General features: G+C 31.7%; 25 protein-coding genes. 24 read left to right on the top strand and 1 reads right to left on the bottom strand.

The genetic code is table 11. The features are described 5' to 3' along the window. Positions 1–20 precede the first annotated feature (20 nt). The 24 genes from A5880_RS04600 to A5880_RS04485 all read left to right on the top strand — a co-directional run bounded on the left by A5880_RS04600 (position 21) and on the right by A5880_RS04485 (position 24,124). Positions 21–860, top strand: coding sequence for a hypothetical protein (locus A5880_RS04600; protein ID WP_086331382.1), 840 nt, complete (start codon positions 21–23; stop codon positions 858–860). A gap of 147 nt (positions 861–1,007) precedes the next feature. Continuing rightward, a complete protein-coding gene (locus A5880_RS04595) occupies positions 1,008–1,835 on the top strand; it encodes a YveK family protein (protein WP_086331383.1) in 828 nt (275 codons plus the stop codon). 11 nt (positions 1,836–1,846) lie between these two features. Further along, complete coding sequence (locus A5880_RS04590; RefSeq protein ID WP_086331384.1) at positions 1,847–2,548, top strand: CpsD/CapB family tyrosine-protein kinase; 702 nt, start codon at positions 1,847–1,849, stop codon at positions 2,546–2,548. A 20-nt stretch (positions 2,549–2,568) separates the two neighbouring features. After that, positions 2,569–3,333 carry a tyrosine-protein phosphatase gene (locus A5880_RS04585; RefSeq protein WP_086331385.1) on the top strand — a complete coding sequence of 255 codons (765 nt, stop codon included), beginning with the start codon at positions 2,569–2,571 and terminating at the stop codon, positions 3,331–3,333. Between the two features lie 18 nt (positions 3,334–3,351). Then, on the top strand, positions 3,352–5,160 hold the full coding sequence (locus A5880_RS04580; RefSeq protein ID WP_086331386.1) for a polysaccharide biosynthesis protein: 1,809 nt from the start codon (positions 3,352–3,354) through the stop codon (positions 5,158–5,160). Between the two features lie 10 nt (positions 5,161–5,170). Further along, a complete protein-coding gene (locus A5880_RS04575) occupies positions 5,171–5,809 on the top strand; it encodes an acetyltransferase (RefSeq protein ID WP_086331387.1) in 639 nt (212 codons plus the stop codon). Further along, the gene (locus A5880_RS04570; protein WP_143353660.1) at positions 5,799–6,917 is read left to right on the top strand and encodes a DegT/DnrJ/EryC1/StrS family aminotransferase; all 1,119 of its coding nucleotides are present in this window, start codon (positions 5,799–5,801) and stop codon (positions 6,915–6,917) included. Before A5880_RS04575 ends, A5880_RS04570 begins: the two co-directional genes overlap by 11 nt. After that, a complete protein-coding gene (locus A5880_RS04565; protein ID WP_086331388.1) occupies positions 6,910–7,539 on the top strand; it encodes a sugar transferase in 630 nt (209 codons plus the stop codon). Before A5880_RS04570 ends, A5880_RS04565 begins: the two co-directional genes overlap by 8 nt. A gap of 21 nt (positions 7,540–7,560) precedes the next feature. Beyond that, positions 7,561–8,772 carry a glycosyltransferase family 4 protein gene (locus A5880_RS04560; protein ID WP_086331389.1) on the top strand — a complete coding sequence of 404 codons (1,212 nt, stop codon included), beginning with the start codon at positions 7,561–7,563 and terminating at the stop codon, positions 8,770–8,772. 15 nt (positions 8,773–8,787) lie between these two features. Then, positions 8,788–9,804 carry a polysaccharide biosynthesis protein gene (locus A5880_RS04555; protein ID WP_086331390.1) on the top strand — a complete coding sequence of 339 codons (1,017 nt, stop codon included), beginning with the start codon at positions 8,788–8,790 and terminating at the stop codon, positions 9,802–9,804. Between the two features lie 2 nt (positions 9,805–9,806). Beyond that, positions 9,807–10,916 (top strand): capsular polysaccharide biosynthesis protein CapF, encoded by a 1,110-nt coding sequence (locus A5880_RS04550; RefSeq protein WP_086331391.1) that lies wholly within the window; start codon positions 9,807–9,809, stop codon positions 10,914–10,916. 1 nt (position 10,917) lies between these two features. After that, entirely contained in the window at positions 10,918–12,042 is a 1,125-nt protein-coding gene (wecB, locus tag A5880_RS04545; RefSeq protein ID WP_336576988.1) for a non-hydrolyzing UDP-N-acetylglucosamine 2-epimerase, read from the top strand. A 12-nt stretch (positions 12,043–12,054) separates the two neighbouring features. Beyond that, on the top strand, positions 12,055–12,357 hold the full coding sequence (locus tag A5880_RS04540; RefSeq protein WP_336576987.1) for a hypothetical protein: 303 nt from the start codon (positions 12,055–12,057) through the stop codon (positions 12,355–12,357). A 17-nt stretch (positions 12,358–12,374) separates the two neighbouring features. Beyond that, on the top strand, positions 12,375–13,355 hold the full coding sequence (locus tag A5880_RS04535; RefSeq protein ID WP_336576986.1) for an O-antigen polymerase: 981 nt from the start codon (positions 12,375–12,377) through the stop codon (positions 13,353–13,355). A gap of 4 nt (positions 13,356–13,359) precedes the next feature. Next, positions 13,360–14,499 (top strand): glycosyltransferase, encoded by a 1,140-nt coding sequence (locus tag A5880_RS04530; RefSeq protein ID WP_336576985.1) that lies wholly within the window; start codon positions 13,360–13,362, stop codon positions 14,497–14,499. 4 nt (positions 14,500–14,503) lie between these two features. Then, positions 14,504–15,169, top strand: coding sequence for a CatB-related O-acetyltransferase (locus tag A5880_RS04525; RefSeq protein ID WP_336576984.1), 666 nt, complete (start codon positions 14,504–14,506; stop codon positions 15,167–15,169). After that, positions 15,166–16,599 carry an oligosaccharide flippase family protein gene (locus tag A5880_RS04520; protein ID WP_336576983.1) on the top strand — a complete coding sequence of 478 codons (1,434 nt, stop codon included), beginning with the start codon at positions 15,166–15,168 and terminating at the stop codon, positions 16,597–16,599. The genes A5880_RS04525 and A5880_RS04520 overlap by 4 nt, the downstream gene beginning before the upstream one ends. Further along, positions 16,583–17,473 (top strand): glycosyltransferase family 2 protein, encoded by an 891-nt coding sequence (locus A5880_RS04515; RefSeq protein WP_086331395.1) that lies wholly within the window; start codon positions 16,583–16,585, stop codon positions 17,471–17,473. Before A5880_RS04520 ends, A5880_RS04515 begins: the two co-directional genes overlap by 17 nt. Beyond that, positions 17,470–18,714 (top strand): glycosyltransferase family protein, encoded by a 1,245-nt coding sequence (locus A5880_RS04510; protein WP_336576982.1) that lies wholly within the window; start codon positions 17,470–17,472, stop codon positions 18,712–18,714. The genes A5880_RS04515 and A5880_RS04510 overlap by 4 nt, the downstream gene beginning before the upstream one ends. Then, on the top strand, positions 18,711–19,877 hold the full coding sequence (locus tag A5880_RS04505; RefSeq protein ID WP_086331397.1) for a nucleotide sugar dehydrogenase: 1,167 nt from the start codon (positions 18,711–18,713) through the stop codon (positions 19,875–19,877). The genes A5880_RS04510 and A5880_RS04505 overlap by 4 nt, the downstream gene beginning before the upstream one ends. Positions 19,878–20,011: 134 nt before the next feature. Then, positions 20,012–21,118: an LCP family glycopolymer transferase gene (locus tag A5880_RS04500; RefSeq protein WP_086331398.1), complete on the top strand. Its 1,107-nt coding sequence runs from the start codon at positions 20,012–20,014 to the stop codon at positions 21,116–21,118. 130 nt (positions 21,119–21,248) lie between these two features. After that, on the top strand, positions 21,249–21,950 hold the full coding sequence (gene nagB / locus A5880_RS04495) for a glucosamine-6-phosphate deaminase (protein ID WP_086331399.1): 702 nt from the start codon (positions 21,249–21,251) through the stop codon (positions 21,948–21,950). Between the two features lie 112 nt (positions 21,951–22,062). After that, positions 22,063–22,770 carry an MgtC/SapB family protein gene (locus A5880_RS04490; protein WP_179190476.1) on the top strand — a complete coding sequence of 236 codons (708 nt, stop codon included), beginning with the start codon at positions 22,063–22,065 and terminating at the stop codon, positions 22,768–22,770. 247 nt (positions 22,771–23,017) lie between these two features. Beyond that, the gene (locus A5880_RS04485) at positions 23,018–24,124 is read left to right on the top strand and encodes an AI-2E family transporter (protein WP_086331401.1); all 1,107 of its coding nucleotides are present in this window, start codon (positions 23,018–23,020) and stop codon (positions 24,122–24,124) included. 74 nt (positions 24,125–24,198) lie between these two features. Here the strand turns inward: A5880_RS04485 and nrdF are convergent, their stop codons facing one another. Further along, positions 24,199–25,161 (bottom strand): class 1b ribonucleoside-diphosphate reductase subunit beta, encoded by a 963-nt coding sequence (gene nrdF, locus A5880_RS04480; protein WP_086331402.1) that lies wholly within the window; start codon positions 25,159–25,161, stop codon positions 24,199–24,201. Between the last annotated feature and the right edge of the window lie 38 nt (positions 25,162–25,199).

The following is a 25,199-nucleotide window of genomic DNA, read 5'->3' as shown; positions in this document are numbered from 1 at the left end:
TGTTCAAAAGGAGTGTAGTAGTGATAAAAAGTGGTTTGGTAGATCGTGGAAGTCTAAAAATAGTCATTTATTTGATTGTGATTATTTGTTCAATTACTGTATGTTTTTTAGGAATCAAAATAAATGCAAAACAAAAACACCAAAGAAAAATAGAGTATGCTGAAGCAACAATAAAAAACGAAACGGGTAAAATCAAGCAGCTAAACGAACAAGTACGTAATTTATATCAAGATCAGCAGGAAGAGTTTTTAATACAACCATTGGAAGACTCTTTAATCATAGAAATTGAAAGAAGTGTAATAGCATTAAAATCTAAGGCAGAAGATTTTGGTTTAAAAAAGAAAGAATTTTCTGTTGATACCTCTGAAACGGCTCAGAATAAAGATAAGCTCATTCTTAAGCTGAAAGATGTGAAGGTGAAAAAGAAGATTCAAAATCAAGTGACTGATTTACTTGTTCAAGAACCAGCAGACTGGAAAGTGAACGCAGATGCTGTTGTGATGAATGAACATGCAACGGATGAAAAAGTTCTAAAGATACGTAACAAAATTTCTGGACACACCAGTGTGTGGCATGATGCAATTATAGCTTTTTTGAATGAAATTGATGCTCAAATCAAGCAATATAGTGAGTCAAAACAATCCATTGATGCGATGATTGATGGAGAAAAATTAACAAGTAACGCCAATGCCGAAAACTTTATACTTACGTTTAATCAAGTTGCTCTGATTAAAAATGAAGGGTTGAGAAAAAGTTTGGTTGATAAGTTGGATTTTATTGATAAACAGCTAGAAAATCCAGCAAACATTGCAGTGCCAACGGATGGAGACGGCGGAACCCTACCTCCACCAAGTGAATAATGAGAGGCATTACAATAGATAGTTTTTACAATGTTTTATATCAGTTTGTCATTATAAACTTAAATTGCACTTGCGATTTTATAAAAAGACTTACGTTGATTTATCATAAATTCATACTTATTTACATGTAATTAATTGGAGGAAAAAATGGAAGAGACAATCAGTTTACAAGAATTAGTCGGAGTATTAAAAAAACGCATTGGGTTGATTATTGTTAGCATGTTTCTAGGCTTAGGAATAGCAGGAATATTGACTTACTTTGTGATCACACCTAAATATAGTTCACAAGCACAATTAATTGTCCGATTACCGCAAAACGAAACAACCAACGTAAATGACATCAATGGGAATTTACAAATGATTAATACGTACAAAGATTTAATCAAAAGTGACACTGTAATGGCAGAAGTGCAACAAAGAATGAAGACAGAGCATCAAAATGATTTATCTATAGAAGAGCTAGGAGCAAGCGTCTCTGTCAATCAATCGCAAAACTCACAGATGTTTTCAATTGTGTCTAAGGTTACAGATCCAGTTGTTGCTCAAAATATAGCAAACCAAACGGCTTTAGTCTTTCAAGAACAAGCAAAAGATATGTTGAACGTGGATAAAATTACAATTATTTCATCGGCGACAGCTAATGTTAATCCAGTTTCTCCGAATGATAAATTGAATTTGTTGATTGGTCTGGCCTTGGGAATAATGGCTGGAATTGCTTTGGCATTCATCTTAGAGTTATTCGATAAAACAATTAAAGATGATCGCTTTGTAGAAGAAGAACTTGGCTTTACCATCTTGGGAGTTGTTCCTAACATGACAGCGAAAGAACTTAGTGCAAAAGTTATTCGAACACCTTCTGCACCAAACGTTTCTGAGCCAAGACCGCAAATGACAGAGGCACCTAAGCCTCTACCAAAAGAAAATGTTAAATCTGATGAATCTATGCCGGCGCGTAGAAGTCGTCCACGAGTTTAAAGGAGTAAAAAATGACAAATAAAATAAGACAACAAAAGAAACAAAAAACAAGAGCGGTCAGTTTAATCACGCTGGCCGATAAATCATCACCGATTTCAGAGCAATATCGAACCATCCGAACAAATATTCAATATGCCATGGTTGATAGAGATTTAAAAACCTTAGTGATTACTTCCTCTGGTCCTAGTGAGGGGAAATCGACCACTTCGGCAAATCTAGCTGTTGTCTTTGCTAATTCAGGTAAACGTGTATTGTTGGTAGATGCAGATATGCGAAAACCGACTGTAGCAAAAACCTTTTCGTTGGATAATAGTCGTGGTCTTAGTACATTGTTGGGGAGTAGAGAGACTGTGCTTCATCAAGTGGTTCAGCCTTCAGGAATTGATAATTTATCTTTAATGACAAGTGGACCAAAACCGCCAAACCCGTCAGAATTACTTGATTCTAGACGAATGGGAGAACTTTTACGTGAATTAAAGCAGCAATATGATTTAGTTATTTTTGATATGCCGCCTGTTGTAGCGGTAACTGATGCCCAAATCGTGTCTTCAAAAACAGATGGAACGATTATGGTTGTTCGTGAAAATGTGTCTAAAAGAGACTCTCTTTTAAAGGCAAAAAATTTATTAGAAATGGTGGATGCTAATATTCTTGGTGTTGTGTACAATGGATCAAAAAACATAACAGATCAAGGATATTACTATGGTTCATAAAATTAGAAAGGAAAATACTAATGATTGATTTACATTGTCATATTTTGCCTGGGATTGATGATGGCGCACAATCAATCGAGCATTCACTTGAGTTGGCTAGGATGGCTGTTAAACAAGGAATCACTCATATCTTATGTACGCCGCATCATAATAATGGAAAGTACGATAATCCGGCTGCCAAAGTGATTTCTTGTGTTGCTGCTCTTCAAAGAGAGTTAGATTCTAGGCAGATTCCACTTACGTTATTTGAAGGGCAAGAAGTACGTATTGGAGGTGATCTGCTAACACAAATTCAAAATAATGACATCTTGTTTGCAGATCTTAATAATCGTTATATCTTGATAGAATTTCCTACTAATGAAATTCCATCATACGCAGAAACGATGTTTTTTGAATTATTGAAGACGAATCATATTCCGATTATTGTTCATCCGGAAAGAAATACGAAATTTATTGAAGACCCCAATATTCTATTGCCGTTTTTGGAAATGGGCGTCTTAACTCAATTAACGGCTCCAAGCTATGTTGGTGTGTTTGGAAATAAAATTGAGAAAACTGCAAAGCAAATGGTGGCTCATAACATGGTATATATGATGGCATCAGATGCTCACAATGTGGAAAAACGTGGTTTTTTTATGAAAAAAGCATATGATGCTATTGCTAAAGACCTGGGATCTGACCATGTTGAGGCGATGCAACAAATGGCTAAGGATATCTTAAATGGCGATGATGTCCGAAGACCAGAATTTGAGGAGATTAAAAAGAAAAAATTCGGCTTGTTTTAGAAAGAGTGGGTTAAAGGGATGACAAGAAGAACAAAGGTGTTGGTGTTACTGTTGGTAGATTCGTTAATTATACTATTAGCGAACATATTTTCATATTTTTACTTATTGCCATATGTGAAAATTACATACAGTTTTTTAATTAAGGCGACGATTGCACAGTTTTGCTTATATATAGTTTTTGGTTTTATTTTGAATGTTTTTACACGGATTAATCGATACACAAATGTTAGTGAAATGAGTGCTATTTTTGGTGCTACTAGTATGACGACTCTGATTAGCTATCTATTTTTAACGATCACAGACGATGTCTATAGTCGACGTTTTATCTTATTGACTTATTTAGTTGTTACTTTTTTCATCATTTCAAGTCGCTTGGCTTGGCGCTTGCTTATTGAACATCAAAATAAAAAATGTTCACCAAACAGTAATACAAAAAAAACGTTAATTATTGGTGCTGGTGAAGCTGGTAGAATATTATTGAATAGTTTGGTTAATTCAACAACGAATGGAGACATTGATGTTGTTGGTTTTATTGATGATGCAAAAGATAAATTGAATACATATCTTTCTGGCGTTCGAGTTCTTGGAACCACAAATCAAATTCCTGATATTGTGGAAAAATATAAAATACAAATGATTACTATAGCTATTCCTTCTTTGAAGCCAGAGGAGTTACAAAAAATTTTAGAAGTAATTACACCGTTGGGACTACCAATAAATTCTATGCCTGCTTTAGAAGAAGTTGCATCTGGAAATATTACCATTTCCAGATTGAAAAAAATTGATGTTGTTGATTTATTAGGTCGGGAAGAAGTTAAGTTAGATATGATTCAGTTGGCGGATCAGTTAACAGATAAAGTTATACTTGTTACAGGTGCTGGTGGGTCTATAGGATCTGAAATCTGTCGTCAATTAATGAAGTTTGCTCCCAAAAGATTGTTACTCTTAGGACATGGAGAAAATTCTATTTATCTTATTGAAAAAGAATTAAAACGTCTTTTTTGTGCGCAAAATACCGAAATTGTTCCTATTATTGCAGATATTCAAGATAGAAAAAGAATTTTTAAAATTATTGAACAATATCAACCGGATAATGTTTATCATGCAGCAGCGCATAAGCATGTTCCCTTAATGGAAACAAATCCGACAGAAGCTGTTAAAAATAATATTTTTGGGACAAAAAATGTTGCTGAAGCAGCCAAAAAATACGGTGTGGAAAATTTTGTGATGATTTCTACGGATAAGGCTGTGAATCCACCAAATGTTATGGGGGCAACCAAACGTATAGCCGAAATGATTGTTACTGGATTAAATGAAGTTGGAAAAACAAAGTTTTGTGCTGTTCGATTTGGTAATGTATTAGGCAGTCGTGGCAGCGTGATTCCTGTCTTTGAAGAACAAATCGAAGCAGGGGGTCCCCTTACCGTAACTGATTTTCGGATGACCCGCTATTTTATGACGATTCCTGAAGCGAGCCGTTTGGTTATACAAGCTGGTGCATTGGCAAATGGTGGAGAAATTTTTATTTTAGATATGGGTGAACCAGTAAAAATTTATGATTTGGCTAGGAATATGATTCGGTTAAGTGGATATCAAGATGGTCAGATTGACATTGTAGAAACTGGCATTAGGCCTGGTGAGAAGTTGTATGAAGAGTTGTTGGTGACTAAAGAAAAAAGTTCTGAACAGGTATTTGATAAGATATTTATAGGCAGTGTGAATGGTTTTAGTTTTTCTGAAGTGTTAAACTTTGTTTCTAATTTACCTGATGATAAAGAGAAACTTGTTGGAAATCTTATCGCATTTGCAAATAACTCAAGCAAATGAGGAGTTAAGAATGGAAAATATTGTAATTATAGGTGCCGGAGGACATGGGAAAGAGATTGCTTTTTTAATTAAAAGACTCTCTCAATATAACCTAGTTGGTTTTTATGATGATAGTAAAATTGGTCAAGTTGTTTGCAATGTTCCTGTTATTTCGAATATTGATCAACTTGAATTGGCTAACTCCCCAGTAAATGCTGTTTTAGGGATTGCAGAACCTAAAATTAAAGAGCAAATTATAAAAAGGTTAAGTCGAAATAGTAATATTCGTTTCCCAAATTTAATAGATCCAAAAGCAGAATTAGGAATAAATATAGAGCTTGGTATCGGCAATGTGGTAATGACTAATGCAACGTTTACGGCCGATATCAAAGTGGGAAATTTCAATATGTTCAATATTGGAAGCACTGTCGGTCACGATGTTGAAATAGGGTCGTATAATTCTATCTACCCATCCGTTAATTTATCTGGTGGCACTATTCTTTCTAATAAAGCAGAACTAGGGGTGGGGACTAAAGTTATTCAAGGAATTACTATAGGAGAAGGAGCGATAATTGGAGCAGGCAGCGTGGTTATAAATAATATTGACAAACATGAAAAAGTTGTTGGAGTGCCTGCTAAAAGAATAGGAGAAGTAAAAAATGAATCATAGGATTTTGTTGTCTTCCCCTCATATGAGTGAGGAAGGGTATGAAGAAAAATATGTAAAAGAAGCTTTTGATACTAACTGGATTGCTCCGTTGGGGAAGAATGTGGATAAATTTGAACAAGAATTGGCTGAGTATGTTAGCATCAAAAATGCTGCTGCTCTTTCTTCTGGAACTGCAGCAATACATTTAGCTTTAAAAGCCGCTGGTGTTGGTGAAGGTGATATTGTTATATGTCAATCATTAACATTTTCTGCAAGTGCTAACCCAATTATTTATCAAGGGGCTATTCCAGTATTTGTAGATAGTGATTATGATAGCTGGAATATGAACCCAGAAAATTTAAGAAGTGCTTTGGAAAAATATCCTCATGCAAAAGCTGTTATACTAGTTCATTTGTATGGTTTAGCTGCTCGCCTTGATGAAATAATTTCAATTTGTGAAGAATATAATGTTATTTTAATAGAAGATGCGGCAGAGTCTTTGGGAACAACATACAAAGGGAAAGCTACAGGAACTTTTGGGAAATATGGTATTTATTCATTTAATGGTAATAAAATCATAACTACTTCAAGTGGTGGGATGTTAGTGTCTAATGATGAGGAACGAATAAGAAAGGCTAGATTTTGGGCCACTCAATCTAGAGACGAAGCTATACATTATCAACATAGTGAACTAGGATTTAATTATCGCATGAGTAATGTTCTGGCTGGAATTGGTAGAGGTCAGCTGAAAGTATTGGATGACAGGATTCAGAAAAAGAGATATATCAATGCTTTCTATCGGAAAGAATTGTCGGAGTGTAGCGAAATTTCTTTTATGCCAGAAAATAATTGGAATCAGCCTAATTTTTGGTTGAGTGTAATTACATTAAAAGACTTTAGCTCTGGATATTTAATAAAAGAACTAGAAAAAAACAATATTGAGACCAGACCTATTTGGAAACCTATGCACTTACAACCATTTTTCAAAAAATATGATTACATCGGTGGAAAAGTTTCGGAAGAGCTTTTTAATACAGGGGTATGTTTACCTTCTGATTCAAAAATGACTGATGAAGATCTTTTTAAAGTAGTTAGAATCATAAAAAAGGTGATGACAGGTTGTGAGTAGGAAAATAAAATTATATGAGCGTTTTTTTAAAAGATTATTAGACATAGTTCTTTCTTTATTAAGTTTGATTGCGCTAGCACCTGTAATAGTTGTAGTAGCAATTTTAATCAAAATTAAAATTGGTGGTCCAGTTATATTTGCGCAAGCGCGTCCTGGATTGAATGAAAAGATTTTTTTAATGTATAAGTTTAAAACAATGACTAATGAAAAAGATGAATATGGAAATTTATTATCAGATGAATTAAGAGTAACAAAATTTGGAAATTTACTAAGATCTACAAGTTTGGACGAATTACCTGAGTTATGGAATGTTTTAAAAGGTGATATGTCCATAATTGGTCCACGACCACTACTTTGTGAGTATTTACCATTGTATAGTTTAGAACAAAGAAAGAGACACGATGTTCGCCCAGGTATATCTGGCTTAGCTCAAGTTAGCGGTAGAAATGCAATTAGTTGGGAAAAAAAGTTTCAATTAGATTGCTTATATATTGAAAAAATCACCTTTTGGAATGATTTAAAAATACTATTGTTTACAGTGAAAAAAGTTTTTCAACGTGAGGATATTTCTTCAAAATCTCATGTCACTATGGAAAAATTTGAAGGTAGTAAGAATCTATGAGCAGAAAGTCAGGTAATTAATGTGAATATTTTATTTCTTTCACTGTTAGATTTTAACGATTTAAATCAGAGTAGTATTTATACAGATTTGTTAAGAAAATTTGTTGACAATGGGCATAATGTTTCAATAATATCTCCGACTGAGCGAAGGAACAACCAACAAACGCATATGATTGAATTAAATAGTTGTAGTAGGATTTTAAAAGTAAGGATTGGCAATATTCAGAAAACAAATTTTATAGAAAAAGGCTTGTCTACAATTTTAATTGAACAACAATATATAAATGCAGTAAAAAAATATTTTTCATCAATGAAATTCGATTTAGTAATTTATGCTACCCCACCAGTTACTTTTGAAAAAGTGATTTCTTTTATAAAAAAAAGAGATGGAGCTGCTAGCTATTTGCTTTTAAAAGATATATTTCCTCAAAATGCTATCGATTTAGGGAAGTTATCTATTAAAAGTCCAGTATATAAGTTTTTCCGAAGTAAAGAAATCAAATTGTATAAGATTTCAGATTATATAGGGACTATGTCTAAAGGAAATTTGGAATATTTATTGGCACATAATCCATTTTTAAATGCTGAGAACATTGAAATTAATCCCAACTCAATTGAAGTAAAAAAAGAAGATAATCTGATACTTAGTTTAAAAGAAGTTTCAGATTTAAAGAGTGAATTGTCTATACCTCAAAATAAAATTCTTTTTCTGTATGGTGGTAATTTAGGACTTCCTCAAGGATTAGATTTTTTATTGGATATTTTAGTTCAAGTTGATCTAATGGATAATGTGTTTTTTTTAATTGTAGGTTCGGGTACAGAATTTAAAAAGATAGATAGGTTTATAAAACAGAAAAAACTATCTAATGTTAAAATTTTAAAAACATTGCCTAAAAAACAATATGAAAAGATAGAAAAAATTGCGGATGTTGGTTTAATATTTCTTGATTCACGTTTTACAATTCCAAACATACCATCGCGAATGTTAGGATATATGCATGAAAAAAAAGCAATATTAGCTGCTACAGATACTCATACTGATTTAAAAGAAATTATTAATGATGGTCATTTTGGACTTTGGTGTAAGAATGGTGATTTAGAAATGTTTTTAGAGCATATTCTTTCTCTAGAAAATGAAGATTTTAGAAATATATTAGGAGAGAATGGTTTTACGTATTTAGAAAAAAATTATGATGTTTTGTCTACATATGAAAAAATTATTTCTCATTTTTAATTAAGGAGTGAAAAAATGTTTAAAGAAAAGGTGTTATTGATAACTGGTGGTACAGGATCATTTGGAAATGCCGTTATGAAGAGATTTCTAGATTCTGATATTAAGGAAATTAGAATATTTTCACGTGATGAAAAGAAACAAGACGACATGCGTAAAAAATATAATAATGACAAAATTAAATTCTATATTGGAGATGTTCGTGATATCAATAGCGTGAAGCCGGCAATGTACGGTGTTGATTATGTTTTTCATGCGGCTGCATTAAAACAAGTACCTTCATGTGAATTTTTCCCAATTGAAGCTGTAAAAACAAATATTATTGGAACAGATAATGTTTTAACTGCTGCAATAGAAGTTGGTGTAGAAAAAGTAATTTGTTTATCCACAGACAAAGCTGCGTATCCAATAAATGCTATGGGCATATCTAAAGCAATGATGGAGAAAGTATTTGTTGCTAAATCTAGAAATATACCGTCAGAAAAAACACTGATTTGCGGAACACGTTATGGGAATGTCATGGCATCAAGGGGGTCGGTAATTCCTTTATTTATAGAGCAAATAAAGTCAGGGAAACCTTTGACAATAACTGATCCTACAATGACTAGATTTTTGATGAGCCTTGAGGAAGCTGTTGAGTTAGTTGTTTTTGCCTTTCAAAATGCAAAGGCAGGAGATATTATGGTACAGAAATCGCCAGCTTCTACTGTCGGGGATTTAGCACAGGCTATTAATGAACTATTTAATAGTCAAAATGAAATTAAGATTATTGGCACAAGACATGGGGAAAAGAAGTATGAAACATTGTTAACGAAAGAAGAATATTTAGTAGCAGAAGATATGGGAGACTTTTATAAAGTACCTGCAGATACTAGAGATTTGAACTATGATAAATATTTTGATGAAGGAAATAAAGAACTTTCTAATCAAAATGAGTATAATTCTGATAATACGCAGCGGCTAACTGTAGCAGAAATCAAGGAAAAACTTTTAGAATTAGAATATGTACGTAAAGAATTGGAAGCGTGGATTTAAGTATGAAAATTTTAGTTACAGGTTCAGGGGGATTTGTAGGAAAAAATCTAATTTCAGAACTCAAAAATCAAGGATACAGTGAAATTATGTCTTTTGATCGTGAAACAGAAATATCCTTATTAGATGAATATTGTAAGCAAGCTGAATTTGTTTTTCATTTGGCTGGAATCAATCGACCTAAAAATGACGAAGAATTTATGGAAGGAAATTTTGGGTTTACAACGCTTTTATTAAATAAATTAAAAGAGAATAACAATATGTGCCCAATCGTGATATCGTCTTCTATTCAAGCTAGCTTGGACAATAGCTATGGAAAAAGTAAAAAAGCTGGTGAGGATGCTTTGTTGCAATATAGTGAGGAAACAGGTGCCAAAGTTTATATCTATCGTTTTCCAAACTTATATGGTAAATGGTCTAAACCAAACTACAATACGGTTGTAGCTACTTTTTGTTATAAAATAGCTCGCAAACTACCAATACAGATAAATGATCCAAAAAGAATATTGGAATTAGTTTATATTGATGACGTTGTTGAGGAATTAATTAAATGTCTAGATAGAAAAGTTACAGGCGAAGATAATTTTTATTATGTACCTAAAGTGGATACAATTACATTAGGAAGTTTAGCAGAATTAATTACGTCATTTAGAGAAAGTCGTGACACCTTGGCAATTGCTAATATGGGTAGTAACCTTGAAAAAAACTTATATAGTACATATTTGAGTTTTTTACCTGAAGAAGATTTTTCTTACGAATTGAAAATGAATATAGATAATCGTGGTTCATTCACGGAAATATTGCGTACAAAAGAACGCGGACAAGTATCAGTTAATATTTCCAAACCTGGGATTATTAAAGGCAATCATTGGCACCATACAAAAAATGAAAAATTTCTTGTTGTTAGTGGTGAAGGTGTCATTCGTTTTAGAGATATTTATTCAACTGAAATCATCGAATATTTTGTTAAAGGTGAAAAATTAGAAGTTGTAGATATTCCTGTGGGTTATACACATAATATTGAAAATCTTGGAACAACGGACATGGTCACGTTAATGTGGGTTAATGAACCATTTGATCCTGAAAATCCAGATACGTATTTTATGGAGGTTTAAGATGAAAAAATTAAAAGTTATGACAGTTGTAGGAACACGACCTGAAATAATTCGACTTTCTGCTGTGATTAACAAATTAGACGATTCAGAAGCTATTGATCATGTTTTAGTTCATACTGGACAAAATTATGATTACGAATTAAATGAGGTTTTTTTCGAAGATTTCAAGTTAAAAAAGCCAGATTATTTTCTTAATGCAGCTGTTGGTACAGCTATTGAAACAGTGGGGAATATTTTAATAAAAATTGATCCAATTTTGGAAGAAGTAAAACCAGATGCATTTCTGGTACTAGGGGATACAAACAGTTGCTTGTGCGCAATTGCAGCTAAACGACGCCATATTCCAATTTTTCACATGGAAGCTGGGAATAGATGCTTTGATCAGCGTGTTCCAGAAGAAACCAACCGTAAAATTGTGGATCATACAGCAGATATTAATTTGACATATAGTGATATTGCTAGGGAATATTTGCTTAGAGAAGGTCTGCCGGCTGATCGAATTATTAAAACGGGAAGCCCTATGTTTGAAGTCTTGAATTCAAGAAAAACCGATATTGAGAAGTCTTCTATCTTGAAAAAACTGAACTTAAAAACGAATGGATTTTTTGTGGTTTCAGCTCATAGAGAAGAGAATGTTAACTCAGATAAAAATTTTACGAATTTAGTGGAAAGTTTAAATGCAATTGCTGAGATATATCAACTCCCTATCATTGTCAGCACTCATCCTAGAACGATGAAAAAAATTGAAGAAAAAGGTATAAAATTCCATAAGTTAGTGCAAACGATGAAACCAATGGGATTCAATGATTATAATAAGCTGCAAATTGAAGCTAAAGCTGTATTAAGCGATAGCGGTACAATCAGTGAAGAATCATCAATTTTAGGTTTTAAAGCATTAAATATACGGCAAGCACATGAAAGACCAGAAGCGATGGAGGAAGCATCAGTTATGATGGTTGGTTTAAAGAAAGAGCGCATTTTACAAGGATTATCAATTTTAGAAACACAAGAAACTAATACACTACATTGTGTGTCTGACTACAGTATGCCAAACGTTTCAGAAAAGGTGGTACGAATTATTTTATCGTATACAGACTATGTAAATTTTAAAATTTGGAATAAATAGAGGTATAAATAAATGTTTGTACTATTTGCTTGTTTATTAATTTCTTTTATGTCAGCTGTATCTGTAAAAACTGGAACTATTAGAAACTTAATAACTATATTTGGTGTTTTTTGGTTAATAATGATTGTGATTTCTAAATATTTGTCACCAATGTTATTTGATGTAACTAAAGAAACTTATATGTTAATTTATACATTTGTAACTATGGTAAGTGTTGGATTTTTATTAGTATCAAAAAGTAGCTTCAAGTATAAAATGAATGTGATGAAAGCCAAGAATATTTTAGAAATTTTAGATTTAGTAAAATTGTTTTAGTATTTCAAATACTTATATTGATTGTATTATTGTTTTACTTATTCAAATATAATCAAATTAAAAGTCAGATTCCAATATATCAATTAAGAATAGTGCGATACCAAGTTGGTTATTTGTTTAATTCTGGTTCTGAATTATTGTTTTATAATTATTTTATATCATCATTTGTTGAATTGATGGGATTATTGGCTATAGTAAAGGGTGTTATGACCTATAAAATAGATAAATACATTGTAATCTCGATAATATCATTACTCGTATTTTCACTTATTGGCTTAGGAAGATTTGGTTTATTCAATGCTGTATTTTTTGTGTTTAGTACATTTTTCTTTCTACCTTTAATCATCAAAAAGAGTTCCAAAAATAAAAAATCTAGAAAAAAAATTATATTTTCTTTAGTTTTGGTACTGATATTGTTATTGTTTATGGTATTAATAGGTTTTTCTCGAACATCATCGGAATTAAATAATGTAGATGATTTATTTTCTATTATCAATGAATCTTTTACTCAAGCAATGCTTTATTTTACAGCACCTTTTAGGGCATTAGATTATTTTATAAATAATAGATCTATATTTGTTAACAATTTTTTTGGACGTGCTTTCTTTTCTGGCATAGATGAATTCTTTAATTTTATCTTATCTTTTTTAGGTTTTTCAAGTGGTTCTTCTAATACAATTATTAGTGAACTCACGAAAGAACCTATTCTTGTGGGAAATGGCATTTACTTTAATGCATTTTACACAGGAGTATTTAATGGATATTTAGACGGCGGCGTATTAGGAGTAGTTATATGCGGTATACTACTGGGAGTTATTGCAGGAATTATATGGAATTTTCACATGAAAAATAGAAACTATTTTTCATTTTCTTTAATTGTTTATTTTGCGTTGATGCTTATATCAACAGAATATCGGTTTGAATTTCAGCAGTTTAAAAGTTTTGTTATAATAGGAGTTTTAATTATTTTAGCAAAAAAAATAAAAAATAAAAGGTGATTTTTTGAAGTTAACTATAGTAGTAATTGCTTATAATAGAGGGGAGTCTTTAGAGCGACTACTTTTTTCTTTATCTCAAGCTTATTATGATAGAGAAGCTAATTTAGTAATAAGTATTGATAAGAGTAATGATTCAAATGTAATAGACATAGCCAAAAAATTTAATTGGGGGTTTGGCAATAAAGAGATCATAGTTCATAAGAAAAACTTGGGTTTACGTGAACATGTTCTATTCTGCGGGCAATTGACAAGTAAATATGGAAATATTTGTGTTTTTGAGGATGATTTATTTGTATCAAAGAATTATTTTGAATATGCTATTCAAGTTATTGAAAAATATGGCGATAATGAGTTGATTGCTGGTTTTTCTTTATACTCTCATAAAAAAAACATAGAAAATAACTTACCGTTCATTCCGTTGAAAAATAATTCAGATGTTTATTTATTACAGTATGCTATGTCATGGGGGCAAATTTGGACGGAAAGACAGTGGAAAAATTTTTTTGAATGGTACTCTAAAAACAAGGATATTTCTTTTGAGAACAAAGTAATTCCTAAGCATTTATCAAAATGGCCCGACAGTTCATGGTTAAAATATCATATCTATTTTTGTATAATGGAAAAAAAATATTTTGTATATCCATATACATCTTTATCAACAAATTTTGGTGATTTAGGAACACATGCAAAGTTTAAGGATAGCAGCTTTCAAGTAGAACTAGAATTTTCAGATACTCCCAAAGTGTTTAAATTAAATGAAATTGGAATTTTACAAAGATATGATGCTTTTTTTGAGTCAGTAAATTTAAAATCGTATTTTAAACAAACAGAATATAGTGATATTGAGGTAGATTTGTATGGTGAAAAAAGAGAACATAGGTCAAGCTATCTTTTAAGTTCGAAAAAGTTGGATTATAAAATAATTAAATGTTATGGACTAGAGTTAAAACCGCATGAGTTAAATATCGAGTATGATGTAACAGGAAAATATTTAAAATTATATGATCTTAAAAATATACAAAAAAATAAAGAGAAAGAATATATGTTAACTTATCAAAAAGCAACTTATTATTTTGGGAAATTGAAATTTTCAATATTAAGAAATATGGTAATCCAAAAAGTCATAGATAAAATAAGACGGTGAAATGATGAAAATATCGAAAAAAATTATTCTATTTATTCAAAAAAGGAAATTGAAGAAAACTAAAAATATTTTAATCAAGAAAAATGTTGATTTTTGGACTGCAGCATTTGAAGGGTATAATTCTATTGGAATGAATACTTCTATTAGTTACTCAGAAATTGGAATTGCTAGTTATTGTGGTAATAATTGCATTCTTAACAGAGTAAAAGTTCAAAAATTCTGTTCTTTAGGAAATAATGTAGAAGTAATTTATGGCACACATCCAGTTAATACTTTTTTTTCGACGCATCCAGCTTTTTTTTCAGTAAAAAAACAATCTGGTATTACATTTGTGGATGAAAATCTTTTTTCAGAAAACAAACTTATTGAAAAAAAGTATAGTGTGGTTATTGAGAATGATGTTTGGATCGGTAGCCATGCAAAACTATTGGAAGGTGTGACAATAGGGACAGGAGCAATAATTGCTGCTGGAGCTCTAGTAACGAAAGATGTGTCCCCTTACTCAATAGTTGGAGGTGTTCCAGCAAGAGTAATCGGTTATCGATTTGATGATTCTACAATAAAGAAAATATTGGAAAGTAACTGGTGGGATAATAATTTGTCATGGTTCTACGAGCCAAAAAATTTAGCACAACTAAACAGAATAATTGAAAGGGATAGAAGTTCATGAGAAAGGCCCTAAGTAACTTATTTTATCAATTGATTTTTCAACTTGCCAAAATTGCTATTCCTGTAGTTACAGTTCCAATTGTTTCGAAAGCTTTAGGTCCTTCTGGAGTGGGCGTGTACAATTATACCAACTCTATTGCGCAATATGTAATAATAGCTTCTGGTCTTGGAATTACTTTATATGGAAATCGAGAAATTGCGCAAGCTAGAGATTCAATGATAGATAAGTCAAAGGTTTTTTGGGATTTGGTGTTATTAAAAGCAATTGTAACTATTTCATTACTTACAGCATATTTATATTTTTCGTCTTTTTCAAATGATAGATTACTTTATTATGCACAAGGTTTATCCATTTTATCTGTGTTATTCGATATATCTTGGTTTTTTATGGGGATAGAGGATTTTAAAAGGGTTACATTAATTAGTGTATTTTTTCAGATACTTACATTAGTGGCCATAGTAAAATTTATTAACTCGTCAGGTGATGTTTTGATTTATATCTTAATTCAAGCATCTGGATTGTTAATGTCTCAATATGCTGTTTGGTTTTTTATAATAAAGAAAGTTGTTTTTATCAAACCTAGCTTTTCAAGTATGTTATTTCATTTAAGAAGGTCGTTGGGATACTTTATACCTCAAGTAGCAGTATTGTTGTACACTAATCTTAACAAAACAATTCTAGGAATATTTACAGATAATGATAATGTGGCATTTTATTCTAATGCTCAAACAATAAATACTATGATTATTTTATTAATCACAACTCTTGATACAGTATTATTACCTAAAATGAGTTATCTTTCTGCGAAAGAGAATAAAAAACATATGCTAATTATAATAAAAAAAGCAATTCATATACAGTTATTTTTTTCAATTGCTGCGATGTTTGGTTTGATTTCTATTTGCCAAACATTGGTTCCTTGGTTTTTCGGTACTGATTTTATTTTTTTAAATAAATTAATACCCATTTTTTCTCCTTTAATTGTTGTAGTACCGTTAGGAATGGCTATATCACGACAGTATTTACTTCCAACAGGAAACATAAAAGAATATAATACCTCAGTTATAATAGGAGCTATGATAAGTGTATTGCTTAATGTTATCACAATTCATTCTTTGGGAATTTATTCAGCAGTGTTGGCTACAATATTATCTGAATTTTTTGTTACAGTTTCTAGATTATATTCGTTTGTAAAAAAAGAGTCTTTTACTTTTGAGTATTTGTTAATTTTTAAATATTTTTTTTGTGGCATGCTTATGATGCTCGGGATTGTTTTTTTGACTAGTTATTTGAATTTATCTAATTCAATGATGTCTAATATTATCCAAATTGGATTTGGTTTAAGCTTGTATTTTATTTTTACAGGTGTATTAAAAGTTAATCCAATAATAGAACTTGGGAAAGGTGTAGTTTATGAAAGAAAAAAATAGGGTTAAAGTTTCAGTTGTTATTCCATACTATGATCATCCAGAGTGGCTAGTAGAAGCGCTCTATAGTGTGAACCGTCAAACATTTAATGACTTTGAAGTGATTGTAGTGAATGATGGATCACAGGATGATATTGAAAAAATTTTGGCTGAAGAGGTATTTAAGTTTCCTTTGAAAATTATAAATAAAGAAAATGGAGGCCCTGCGTCAGCAAGGAACTATGGGATTAAGGCTTCTATTGGAGATTATATAGCATTTTTAGATTCAGATGATTTATGGACGGATGAAAAACTTACTATTCAATATTCGCACATGATTGAATCTGGTTTTAAATGGTCGCAACATTCTTATGTATATTTTTATGAAAACGGGGCAGAAAAACTTATTGATACATCAAACTATGCTTTGGATACATATATAGATACATTTATTTCATTTAAAGTTCAAACCTCTTGTGTCATGGTTAAAAGAGATGTTTTAATTGATGAAAAAAATAAACACATAATTTCTTTTCCAGAAAATCAACGATATGGTCAAGATAATTTTTTCTATAGAGAACTATCTAAAGAAAATCAGATGATGTCTATTCCTTTGGTTTTAACAAAATTTAGAATTAGAGGAAATAATGCTGGATTGAGACCGAGCGTTCAATTAATGAGCAAATCAAGAATTTTGGCTGCCCAAAAAAATGATGAAATGAAAAAGCATCCAGATTTACCCAAGATTGTTTATTTTGCATATAAATTATGTTCATTTAATTATGCTATTTGGCAAAAATTACCAAAGAAGATGGCAAACGAGTTTAGTGCGGGAATATTCTATGTTATGCCTTATCTGTTGCTAAAAATATCTTATCAGGTTAGGAAAATGAGATGAAAAAGCATATGGTATTTATAGTTAATGATTATCTTCCAAAGCCGACTGCTAATGGTGTGTGTGTTTCTAATGTAGTAGAAGTGTTAAAAAATAAGTATAATATTACAATTTTATGTCAAATGACTGACTGTAATCAAATTCAAATAGAGACAATACAAGAAGTTACAATCTTTAGATGCTTGACTGCAGAGAGACAGGAACGAATAAATTCAAAAAATAAAGTAAGGTTAAAGTATATCCAAACAAAAAAATATTTAAGAGACATTTTTTCTGTAGATTCTATTGATAAGAGGTTGACAAATGAATTTTTCAATAGCTTAAAGAAAATAAATGAGTTAAATAGAATTGATTATATTATACCTGTGTGTTTTCCATTTGAAAGTATTATTGCAGCAATTGAATTTTCAAAATTAGCAAATATTCAGGTTATTCCATTTTTATTTGATAAGTTTGCAGCTAGCAATACACGACATCGAAATAAAGTTAACAAGAAGTTTAAGTATAAAATTAATCAAAGATTAGAGCTGAGTTCTTTTAAATATTGTAACAGCGTCATATCATCGCTGGATTGGAAAAACTATTTTGATTCCATTGATAGTAGCTTATTTTCAAAGAATTATGTACAAGTCCCGACTTTAGTCCCTGTATTTGTTAAAATTAAAAGGAAAATACCTAAAAATGAACTGATATCTGTTATTTTTGCTGGAAATGTTAGTAGTAATATGAGGCCTATAGATGGGGTAGCACGAGTGTTAATGGCGTATAATAGTCAGTATTCTAATATAAAATTTAACTTTTATGGTAATGGCGATATGATATCTGCTTTAAAAAATATAAAAAAGAAATTTAGTGATAATATTCATGTATCAACTTCCATTCCATTAGAGGAGCTCAGACAACGATATGTGGATGCTGATATTTTGTGTTCAATAGGGAATATGGATATTAGCCAAACGCCAAGTAAAGTATTTGAATACATTAGTACAGGTAAGCCTATAGTCCATTTTTATAGAAAAAAAGAAGATCCTGTTATTGAAATATTATCTAAATATAAACAATCTATATGCATTAATCAAAATGCTGATTTGAAAGTACAAGTAAGACAACTTCATGAGTTTAGTATACGAAATTTCGATAGATTGAATTTTGATGAAATTAAGAAAATATACTACAATGCTACACCTCAATATACAGCAAAAGTGATTGAACAAATTATTTCAAAAGGAGAAAAAAAGGTATGAGAATTTCAGTTGTTGGTTTAGGTTATGTTGGTTTAGCAAATGCTTTATTGTTATCACAAAAAGAAGATGTCTTAGCATACGATATTGTTACTGAAAAAATTGATATGCTTAATAATCAAGTTTCACCTTTGGAAGATCAAGAAATTCATGATTTTCTAAAACGATCTGATCTAAGTCTTAAATTTACAAAAGATTTTAAAGATACTGTACTATTCGGTGACTACTTAATCATTGCAACACCAACAGATTACGATGTAAAGAAAAATTATTTTGACACGACAACTGTTGAATCAGTCATAGAAAAAGCATTAGCAATAAAGCCAGATGCTTGCTTTATAATCAAGTCAACGGTTCCTGTCGGGTATACAGAATCATTAAAGAAAAAATATAGCACGGAAAATATTATTTTTTCACCAGAGTTTCTTCGCGAAGGAAAAGCACTCTATGACAATCTTTATCCTTCTAGAATTGTTGTAGGAGAGTGTTCTGAAAGAGCGCAAGAAATTGCAAATATGTTTCTAGAAAATTCTGCTGAAAAAAATAGTCCTATTCTTTTGACTCATTCTACTGAAGCAGAGGCTATAAAACTATTTTCTAATACCTATTTAGCTTTAAGAGTCGCATATTTTAACGAATTAGATACATATGCTGAAGTACGAGGGTTGGACACTAAGCAGATTATTGAAGGAGTAGGTTTAGATCCACGAATTGGAGCGCATTATAATAATCCTTCATTTGGCTATGGAGGTTATTGTCTTCCAAAAGACACTAAACAACTAAGAGCAAATTATGATAAGGTCCCTAATAATATTATAGAGGCAATCGTAGATGCAAACACTACACGAAAAGATTTTATTGCAGAACAAATTTTAGCAAAAAGTCCTAAGGTTGTAGGTATTTTTAGGCTGACTATGAAAGCTAATTCTGATAATTTTAGATATTCATCTATTCAGGGAATAATGAAACGATTAAAAGCAAAAGGAATAGAGGTTATTGTATTTGAACCAACATTAGATGATGATACTTTTTATCATTCAAAAGTTATTAAGAGTCTTGCAGAGTTCAAGGAGATGTCTAATCTAATCATTTCAAATCGTTTTGAAGATGAATTGAGTGATGTTAAAGAAAAAGTTTATACAAGAGATTTATTTGGAAGAGATTAATATCACTTTTACTTCTACTATTTTACAAATACATTAAGATATCATGCCAATTCCTCAAAAATGTTGCGGCATGTTTCAAATTGTGAGAAAATAGACATCATGAATTATTCTTGCAAAAAATGAGGAAGTGTCTTATGAATCTATGGAAAAAAACAATATTAACCGTTTTAGGATTAGTTCTTGTTTCGGTTGCAGGGTTTTGTGCATACGGAATTAAAATGTATTCCGATGCAAGTTATACAGTAAAAGGTGTTTATGAGTCCATTGATCGGACATCTAAAAGAAGAGATAAAGTCGTAAATATCGATGCACAAGAGCCGTTCTCTGTTTTACTGATGGGGATTGATACAGGAGACTTAGGTCGTACAGAGCAAGGGCGTTCTGACACGACAATGGTTGTTACGATTAATCCGAAAGAAAAAAAATCGACTATGATTAGTTTAGATCGGGATATTTTAACGGAAATTGTCGATAATAATACAGAAGATAAACTGAATCACGCTTATGCATTCGGTGGAGCCAAAATGGCTATTGATACCGTTTCGGAATTATTGGATATTCCAATTGATAACTACGTATCGATCAATATGAAAGGTATGAAAGATTTGATTGATGCTGTTGGCGGTATTGAAGTGGATAATACGATTGGTGAGTTTACTTTAGATGGTATCGTTGTTCCAGCGGGTAAAATCAAGTTAGACGGCACAACTGGATTGGCCTACGCTCGTATGCGTAAAGAAGATCCAGAAGGTGATATTGGTCGTCAACGACGTCAAAGAGAAGTTGTTGAAAAAATTGTAAATAAAGTCATCAGTTTAGATGGCGTATCAAAATATAGAAAAATTCTAGATGCTGTAAAAGATAATGTGAAAACTGACTTAACTTGGGATAATATGGTCGACATTCAGAAGAAATATATGCCAGCTTTTAAAGATATTGATTCATTACAATTAGAAGGTGAAGGTACTGAAATCGGTGGTATCTACTATCAAATATTAGACCCAACGAAATTATACGATGTGCAGACCAAATTGCGTGCACAATTAGGCCTAGCCAAAAATGAAGAGATGCAAGCAAAAGATACAACAAACTATAACAATTATGTTGGTGCTAGTGATAATTATGGCTATGGTGAGACTTCTACAAGTTACGGGTATGATCAAAGTGTAGAGACGAATGGTGGTTACACTGATCCAAACGCTGTGACAAACGAAAATCAATATGCAAGTGATGGTTATTAAATTCAAAACTTCTATTCTTAATCAAGAATAGAAGTTTTTTTGATTTTCTGTCTATTTAGACTAGAAATCTTTTTTTTCTGGTGTTATAATTGGACTATACCAAATATGGACGTAAAGGAGCAATTTTCTAATGAAAATTATTAAAGTAGCTAACGCTGAAGAGGGCGGAAAAAAAGCATTTGAATTGATTAAAGAAGGTATGGACAATGGTGCCAAAGTTTTAGGTCTTGCTACAGGAAGTACACCAGAAACTTTATATAAAGAAATGACTGAAAGTGATTTAGATTTTACAGATATGACTTCTGTAAACTTGGATGAGTATGTTGGCTTAGGTGGAGATGATGATCAAAGTTACCGCTACTTTATGAATGACCAACTTTTCAATAAAAAACCATTTAAAGATACGTATGTACCTAATGGAAAAGCAGAAGATTTAGAAGCAGAATGCAAACACTATGAAAGTATTATCGATAGTCATCCAATTGATATTCAAATTTTAGGTATTGGTCAAAATGGACATATTGGTTTTAATGAACCAGGAACACCTTTAGATAGTTTAACCCATGTAGTTGAATTAACTGAATCTACAATCAATGCCAATAAACGTAATTTTGAAAAAGTAGAAGATGTTCCAACAAGAGCTGTTTCAATGGGAATTGGATCAATCATGAAAGGTAAAAAAATGATTTTATTGGCTTATGGTGAAGCGAAAGCAGATGCGATTAAAGGCATGATCGACGGACCTGTTTCAGTTGATTTACCAGCAAGTGCTCTACAAAATCATCCAGATGTTGTTGTCATTCTAGATGCAGCAGCTGCAAGTAAATTATAAAAAATATGATGGTTGTGATCGAAGTATTATACTTCGATCACACTTTTTTTATAGGAACCACTTGTGCAGTTTAGTGCTATAATAAAATAGAAAAGCGGGGGGAGGTAAGAGTATAATGGATTTAAATTTAACCATTCCTGAAATTATTATTCGATTGTGTTTGGCCATGTTGATTGGTGGAGTCATTGGTTTTGAACGGCAATACAAAAATCGTCCGGCAGGAATGCGGACGCATATTCTTGTTTGTATGGGGGCAACGATAATTGCGTTGATTCAAGTTGAAATTGCTGCAAATGCTTTGCAAGATGCAACAAATCATCCTGAGTTAGCTGGAGTCATTCGGTCGGATCAAGCTCGTTTAATCGCTCAAGTCGTTAGCGGCATTGGTTTTTTAGGAGCAGGAACGATTATTGTAACGAAACAGTCAGTTACAGGACTAACGACTGCAGCTTCACTTTGGGCTGTGGCAGGCTTAGGAATTGCTATTGGCATGGGGTATTATGCTATTGCGATTACTAGTTTTATTGGTGTATTTATTGCGTTGACATTAGTGCGAAAAGTTATTCATGTACCAACAACGAAAAAATTAGAAATTCGCTATATACACAAACAAGAGACGAAGGAATTTATTAATCGGTATTTTGAAGAGCATAAAATTGAAATTGACGATGTTAATTTTAATGTGATTGTGGTTGATGATGCACAAATCTATACAAATATCTATACAATTGATCTACCAAAAGGAATGACTTACGCTGAGGTAATTGAAGATTTATCGATATACAAAAATATCACTAAACTACGTTTGGTTAATGTGTAGATGTAAGATAAAAACAAGGACAAAAAGAAATCATTTGTTATTCAGAAAGTCTCACTATAATACTTAAAAATATAAGAAAGTTTATTGATATGAAGTTGGTAAAAAAATATTTATTTTGATTTTATGTGGCTTATAGAGTTACGCACCAGTCCTACTCTTTTATAAAATGTTATTAAAAATGAAAAAAGTGTTTTTTTATAAGAGTATAGAATGATAGAATAGAAGTATCATATCTGGGAGGTTTTTCATGGGTTCTCTTTTTAAGCAATCAAAGTTACTATTTTGGACAGTGGAAATTGTCCTTACAATTATTGGTGTATTCTTTTTATTGAAAATGCCTAATATCTTTAGTCCAGTTTTGGGAATGATCTCCGCGGTATTTATGCCGTTATTAATTGCTGGATTTTTGTATTATATGTTTGAACCGATTGTCGCTTTTATGGAAAAGCGTGGTGTACCAAGAATTGGTGGATTTCTGTTAACCTTTATTATTTTAGTGATTTTGATAACCTTAGTGATCATGAATGTTGTTCCACAACTAGTCAATCAATCGTTGGAACTCAGTCAGTCGATTCCCACGTATGCGGAAAAAATGAATAAATGGCTGAAAGAATTAGGGAACCTGGAAGAATTCAAGAGCTTCAATGTACAAGAGCAGCTTGATAAGGCGAATATTACTATTAGTAATATCTTGAATTTTGCAATTGTTGGTGTGACGAGTAGTCTTTCCAAAATTGTTGGTATTTTAATGAAATTTTTCATTTTACTTTTTACAGTACCGTTTATATTGTTCTTTATGTTTAAAGATGGACATAAGTTTTTAGATGCAGCATCCCATTTTTTCCCTAAAAGCGTACGTAGTGAACTGCGTGAGACGGTGAAAGAAATGAATCAAACATTATCCGCATACATTAGCAGTACGGTTTTAGATGCATTAATCATTGGTATTTTAAGTTTTATTGCGATGACGATTTTTAAACAACCTTATAGTTTATTGTTAGCTGTTTTTTGTGGCTTAACGAATATCATTCCTTATGCAGGGCCATTCATTGGTGCTGTTCCTGCGATTTTGGTTGGGTTGTTTATTTCACCTTGGCAAGCACTTTATATGGCGATTTCTATTTTAGTGATTCAACAATTAGATGGAAACTTGGTTAAGCCATTATTAATGGGGAAATCTATGAATATTCATCCGTTGACGATTATTTTAGTGTTGATTGCATCCGGTAGCGTCGCTGGGATTATTGGGATGTTGATTTGTATCCCTGTGTATGCAGTGGTTAAGATATTAGTCATTAATATCTCTAAAATCTTTGTCATGCGTAAAGAGCAAGATCAAAGTTCTGAGGTCTAAACGAGTATAAAAAAGAAAGAACAAGTCAGAAGTGAATCTGCATTGTTCTTTCTTTTTTTGATTAAAGGAGTATGTTAGTCCATCCCGATCAAATAATCATCATCTTTCATTGCTTCTACAGTTCCTAATAGATAACCATTACCAACTTGTGAGAAGAAATCATGATTACTTGTGCCAGTGGAAATACCATTCATAACGATTGGGTTTACATCGTTAGCTGTATCTGCAAATAATGGATCCATTCCCAAATTCATCAAAGCTTTATTTGCATTGTAACGTAAGAAGGTTTTCACTTCTTCTGTCCAGCCTAATTCATCATATAATTCCTCTGTGTAACGTTCTTCATTTTCATATAATTCATAAAGAAGGTTATACATCCAATCTTTCATTTCATTTTGCTCTGCTTCAGGCAATTCATTGTACCCTAATTGGAACTTGTAACCAATGTATGTTCCATGAACAGACTCATCACGAATAATTAATTTAATGATTTCCGCTACATTGGCTAGTTTGTTATTGCCTAAATAGTAAAGAGGGGTATAAAAACCTGAGTAGAATAAAAATGTTTCTAAGAACACACTGGCAACTTTCTTTTCTAAAGGAGAGCCATTTTTGTAAATTTCATTGATCTTTTCTGCTTTTGTTTGTAGATAGACATTGGTATTTGTCCATTCGAAAATATCATCAATTTCTTTTTTTGTATTTAATGTACTGAAAATAGATGAATAGCTCTTTGCGTGAACGGATTCCATAAATTGGATATTATTTAAAACAGCTTCTTCATGTGGCGTTCTAACGTCATTTCTTAGTTGTTCCATACCGCTTTCGGATTGAACGGTGTCCAGTAATGTCAAACCACCAAAAACGTAACCTACAGTTGTTTTTTCTAGGTCTGAAAGAGTTCTCCAGTCATCTAAATCATTAGATAAAGGAATACGAGTATCTAGCCAAAATTGCTCTGTTAGCTTTTCCCACGTTGATTTATCAATCACATCTTCAATGGCGTTCCAGTTGATTGCCTCATAATATGTTGCCATGTATTTTCCTCCTTGGTACCTTCGCATTAGAATACAGT

Source organism: Enterococcus sp. 4G2_DIV0659, assembly GCF_002140715.2.
GTDB lineage: Bacteria > Bacillota > Bacilli > Lactobacillales > Enterococcaceae > Enterococcus_L > Enterococcus_L mansonii.
Note: the sequence above shows the minus strand (reverse complement) of the source record. Positions and strands in the feature narration are given on the sequence as shown.

Excerpts from the sequence above, each read along its gene's own strand:
- A5880_RS04570 (WP_143353660.1), top strand. The coding sequence starts at position 5,799 with ATGAATCATAGGATTTTGTTGTCTTCCCCTCATATGAGTGAGGAAGGG.
- A5880_RS04525 (WP_336576984.1), top strand. The coding sequence starts at position 14,504 with ATGAAAATATCGAAAAAAATTATTCTATTTATTCAAAAAAGGAAATTG.
- A5880_RS04520 (WP_336576983.1), top strand. The coding sequence starts at position 15,166 with ATGAGAAAGGCCCTAAGTAACTTATTTTATCAATTGATTTTTCAACTT.
- A5880_RS04595 (WP_086331383.1), top strand. The coding sequence starts at position 1,008 with ATGGAAGAGACAATCAGTTTACAAGAATTAGTCGGAGTATTAAAAAAA.
- nrdF (WP_086331402.1), bottom strand. The coding sequence starts at position 25,161 with ATGGCAACATATTATGAGGCAATCAACTGGAACGCCATTGAAGATGTG.
- nagB (WP_086331399.1), top strand. The coding sequence starts at position 21,249 with ATGAAAATTATTAAAGTAGCTAACGCTGAAGAGGGCGGAAAAAAAGCA.
- A5880_RS04515 (WP_086331395.1), top strand. The coding sequence starts at position 16,583 with ATGAAAGAAAAAAATAGGGTTAAAGTTTCAGTTGTTATTCCATACTAT.
- A5880_RS04550 (WP_086331391.1), top strand. The coding sequence starts at position 9,807 with ATGAAAATTTTAGTTACAGGTTCAGGGGGATTTGTAGGAAAAAATCTA.
- A5880_RS04505 (WP_086331397.1), top strand. The coding sequence starts at position 18,711 with ATGAGAATTTCAGTTGTTGGTTTAGGTTATGTTGGTTTAGCAAATGCT.
- A5880_RS04575 (WP_086331387.1), top strand. The coding sequence starts at position 5,171 with ATGGAAAATATTGTAATTATAGGTGCCGGAGGACATGGGAAAGAGATT.
- A5880_RS04540 (WP_336576987.1), top strand. The coding sequence starts at position 12,055 with ATGTTTGTACTATTTGCTTGTTTATTAATTTCTTTTATGTCAGCTGTA.
- wecB (WP_336576988.1), top strand. The coding sequence starts at position 10,918 with ATGAAAAAATTAAAAGTTATGACAGTTGTAGGAACACGACCTGAAATA.
- A5880_RS04590 (WP_086331384.1), top strand. The coding sequence starts at position 1,847 with ATGACAAATAAAATAAGACAACAAAAGAAACAAAAAACAAGAGCGGTC.
- A5880_RS04485 (WP_086331401.1), top strand. The coding sequence starts at position 23,018 with ATGGGTTCTCTTTTTAAGCAATCAAAGTTACTATTTTGGACAGTGGAA.
- A5880_RS04555 (WP_086331390.1), top strand. The coding sequence starts at position 8,788 with ATGTTTAAAGAAAAGGTGTTATTGATAACTGGTGGTACAGGATCATTT.
- A5880_RS04510 (WP_336576982.1), top strand. The coding sequence starts at position 17,470 with ATGAAAAAGCATATGGTATTTATAGTTAATGATTATCTTCCAAAGCCG.
- A5880_RS04585 (WP_086331385.1), top strand. The coding sequence starts at position 2,569 with ATGATTGATTTACATTGTCATATTTTGCCTGGGATTGATGATGGCGCA.
- A5880_RS04500 (WP_086331398.1), top strand. The coding sequence starts at position 20,012 with ATGAATCTATGGAAAAAAACAATATTAACCGTTTTAGGATTAGTTCTT.
- A5880_RS04580 (WP_086331386.1), top strand. The coding sequence starts at position 3,352 with ATGACAAGAAGAACAAAGGTGTTGGTGTTACTGTTGGTAGATTCGTTA.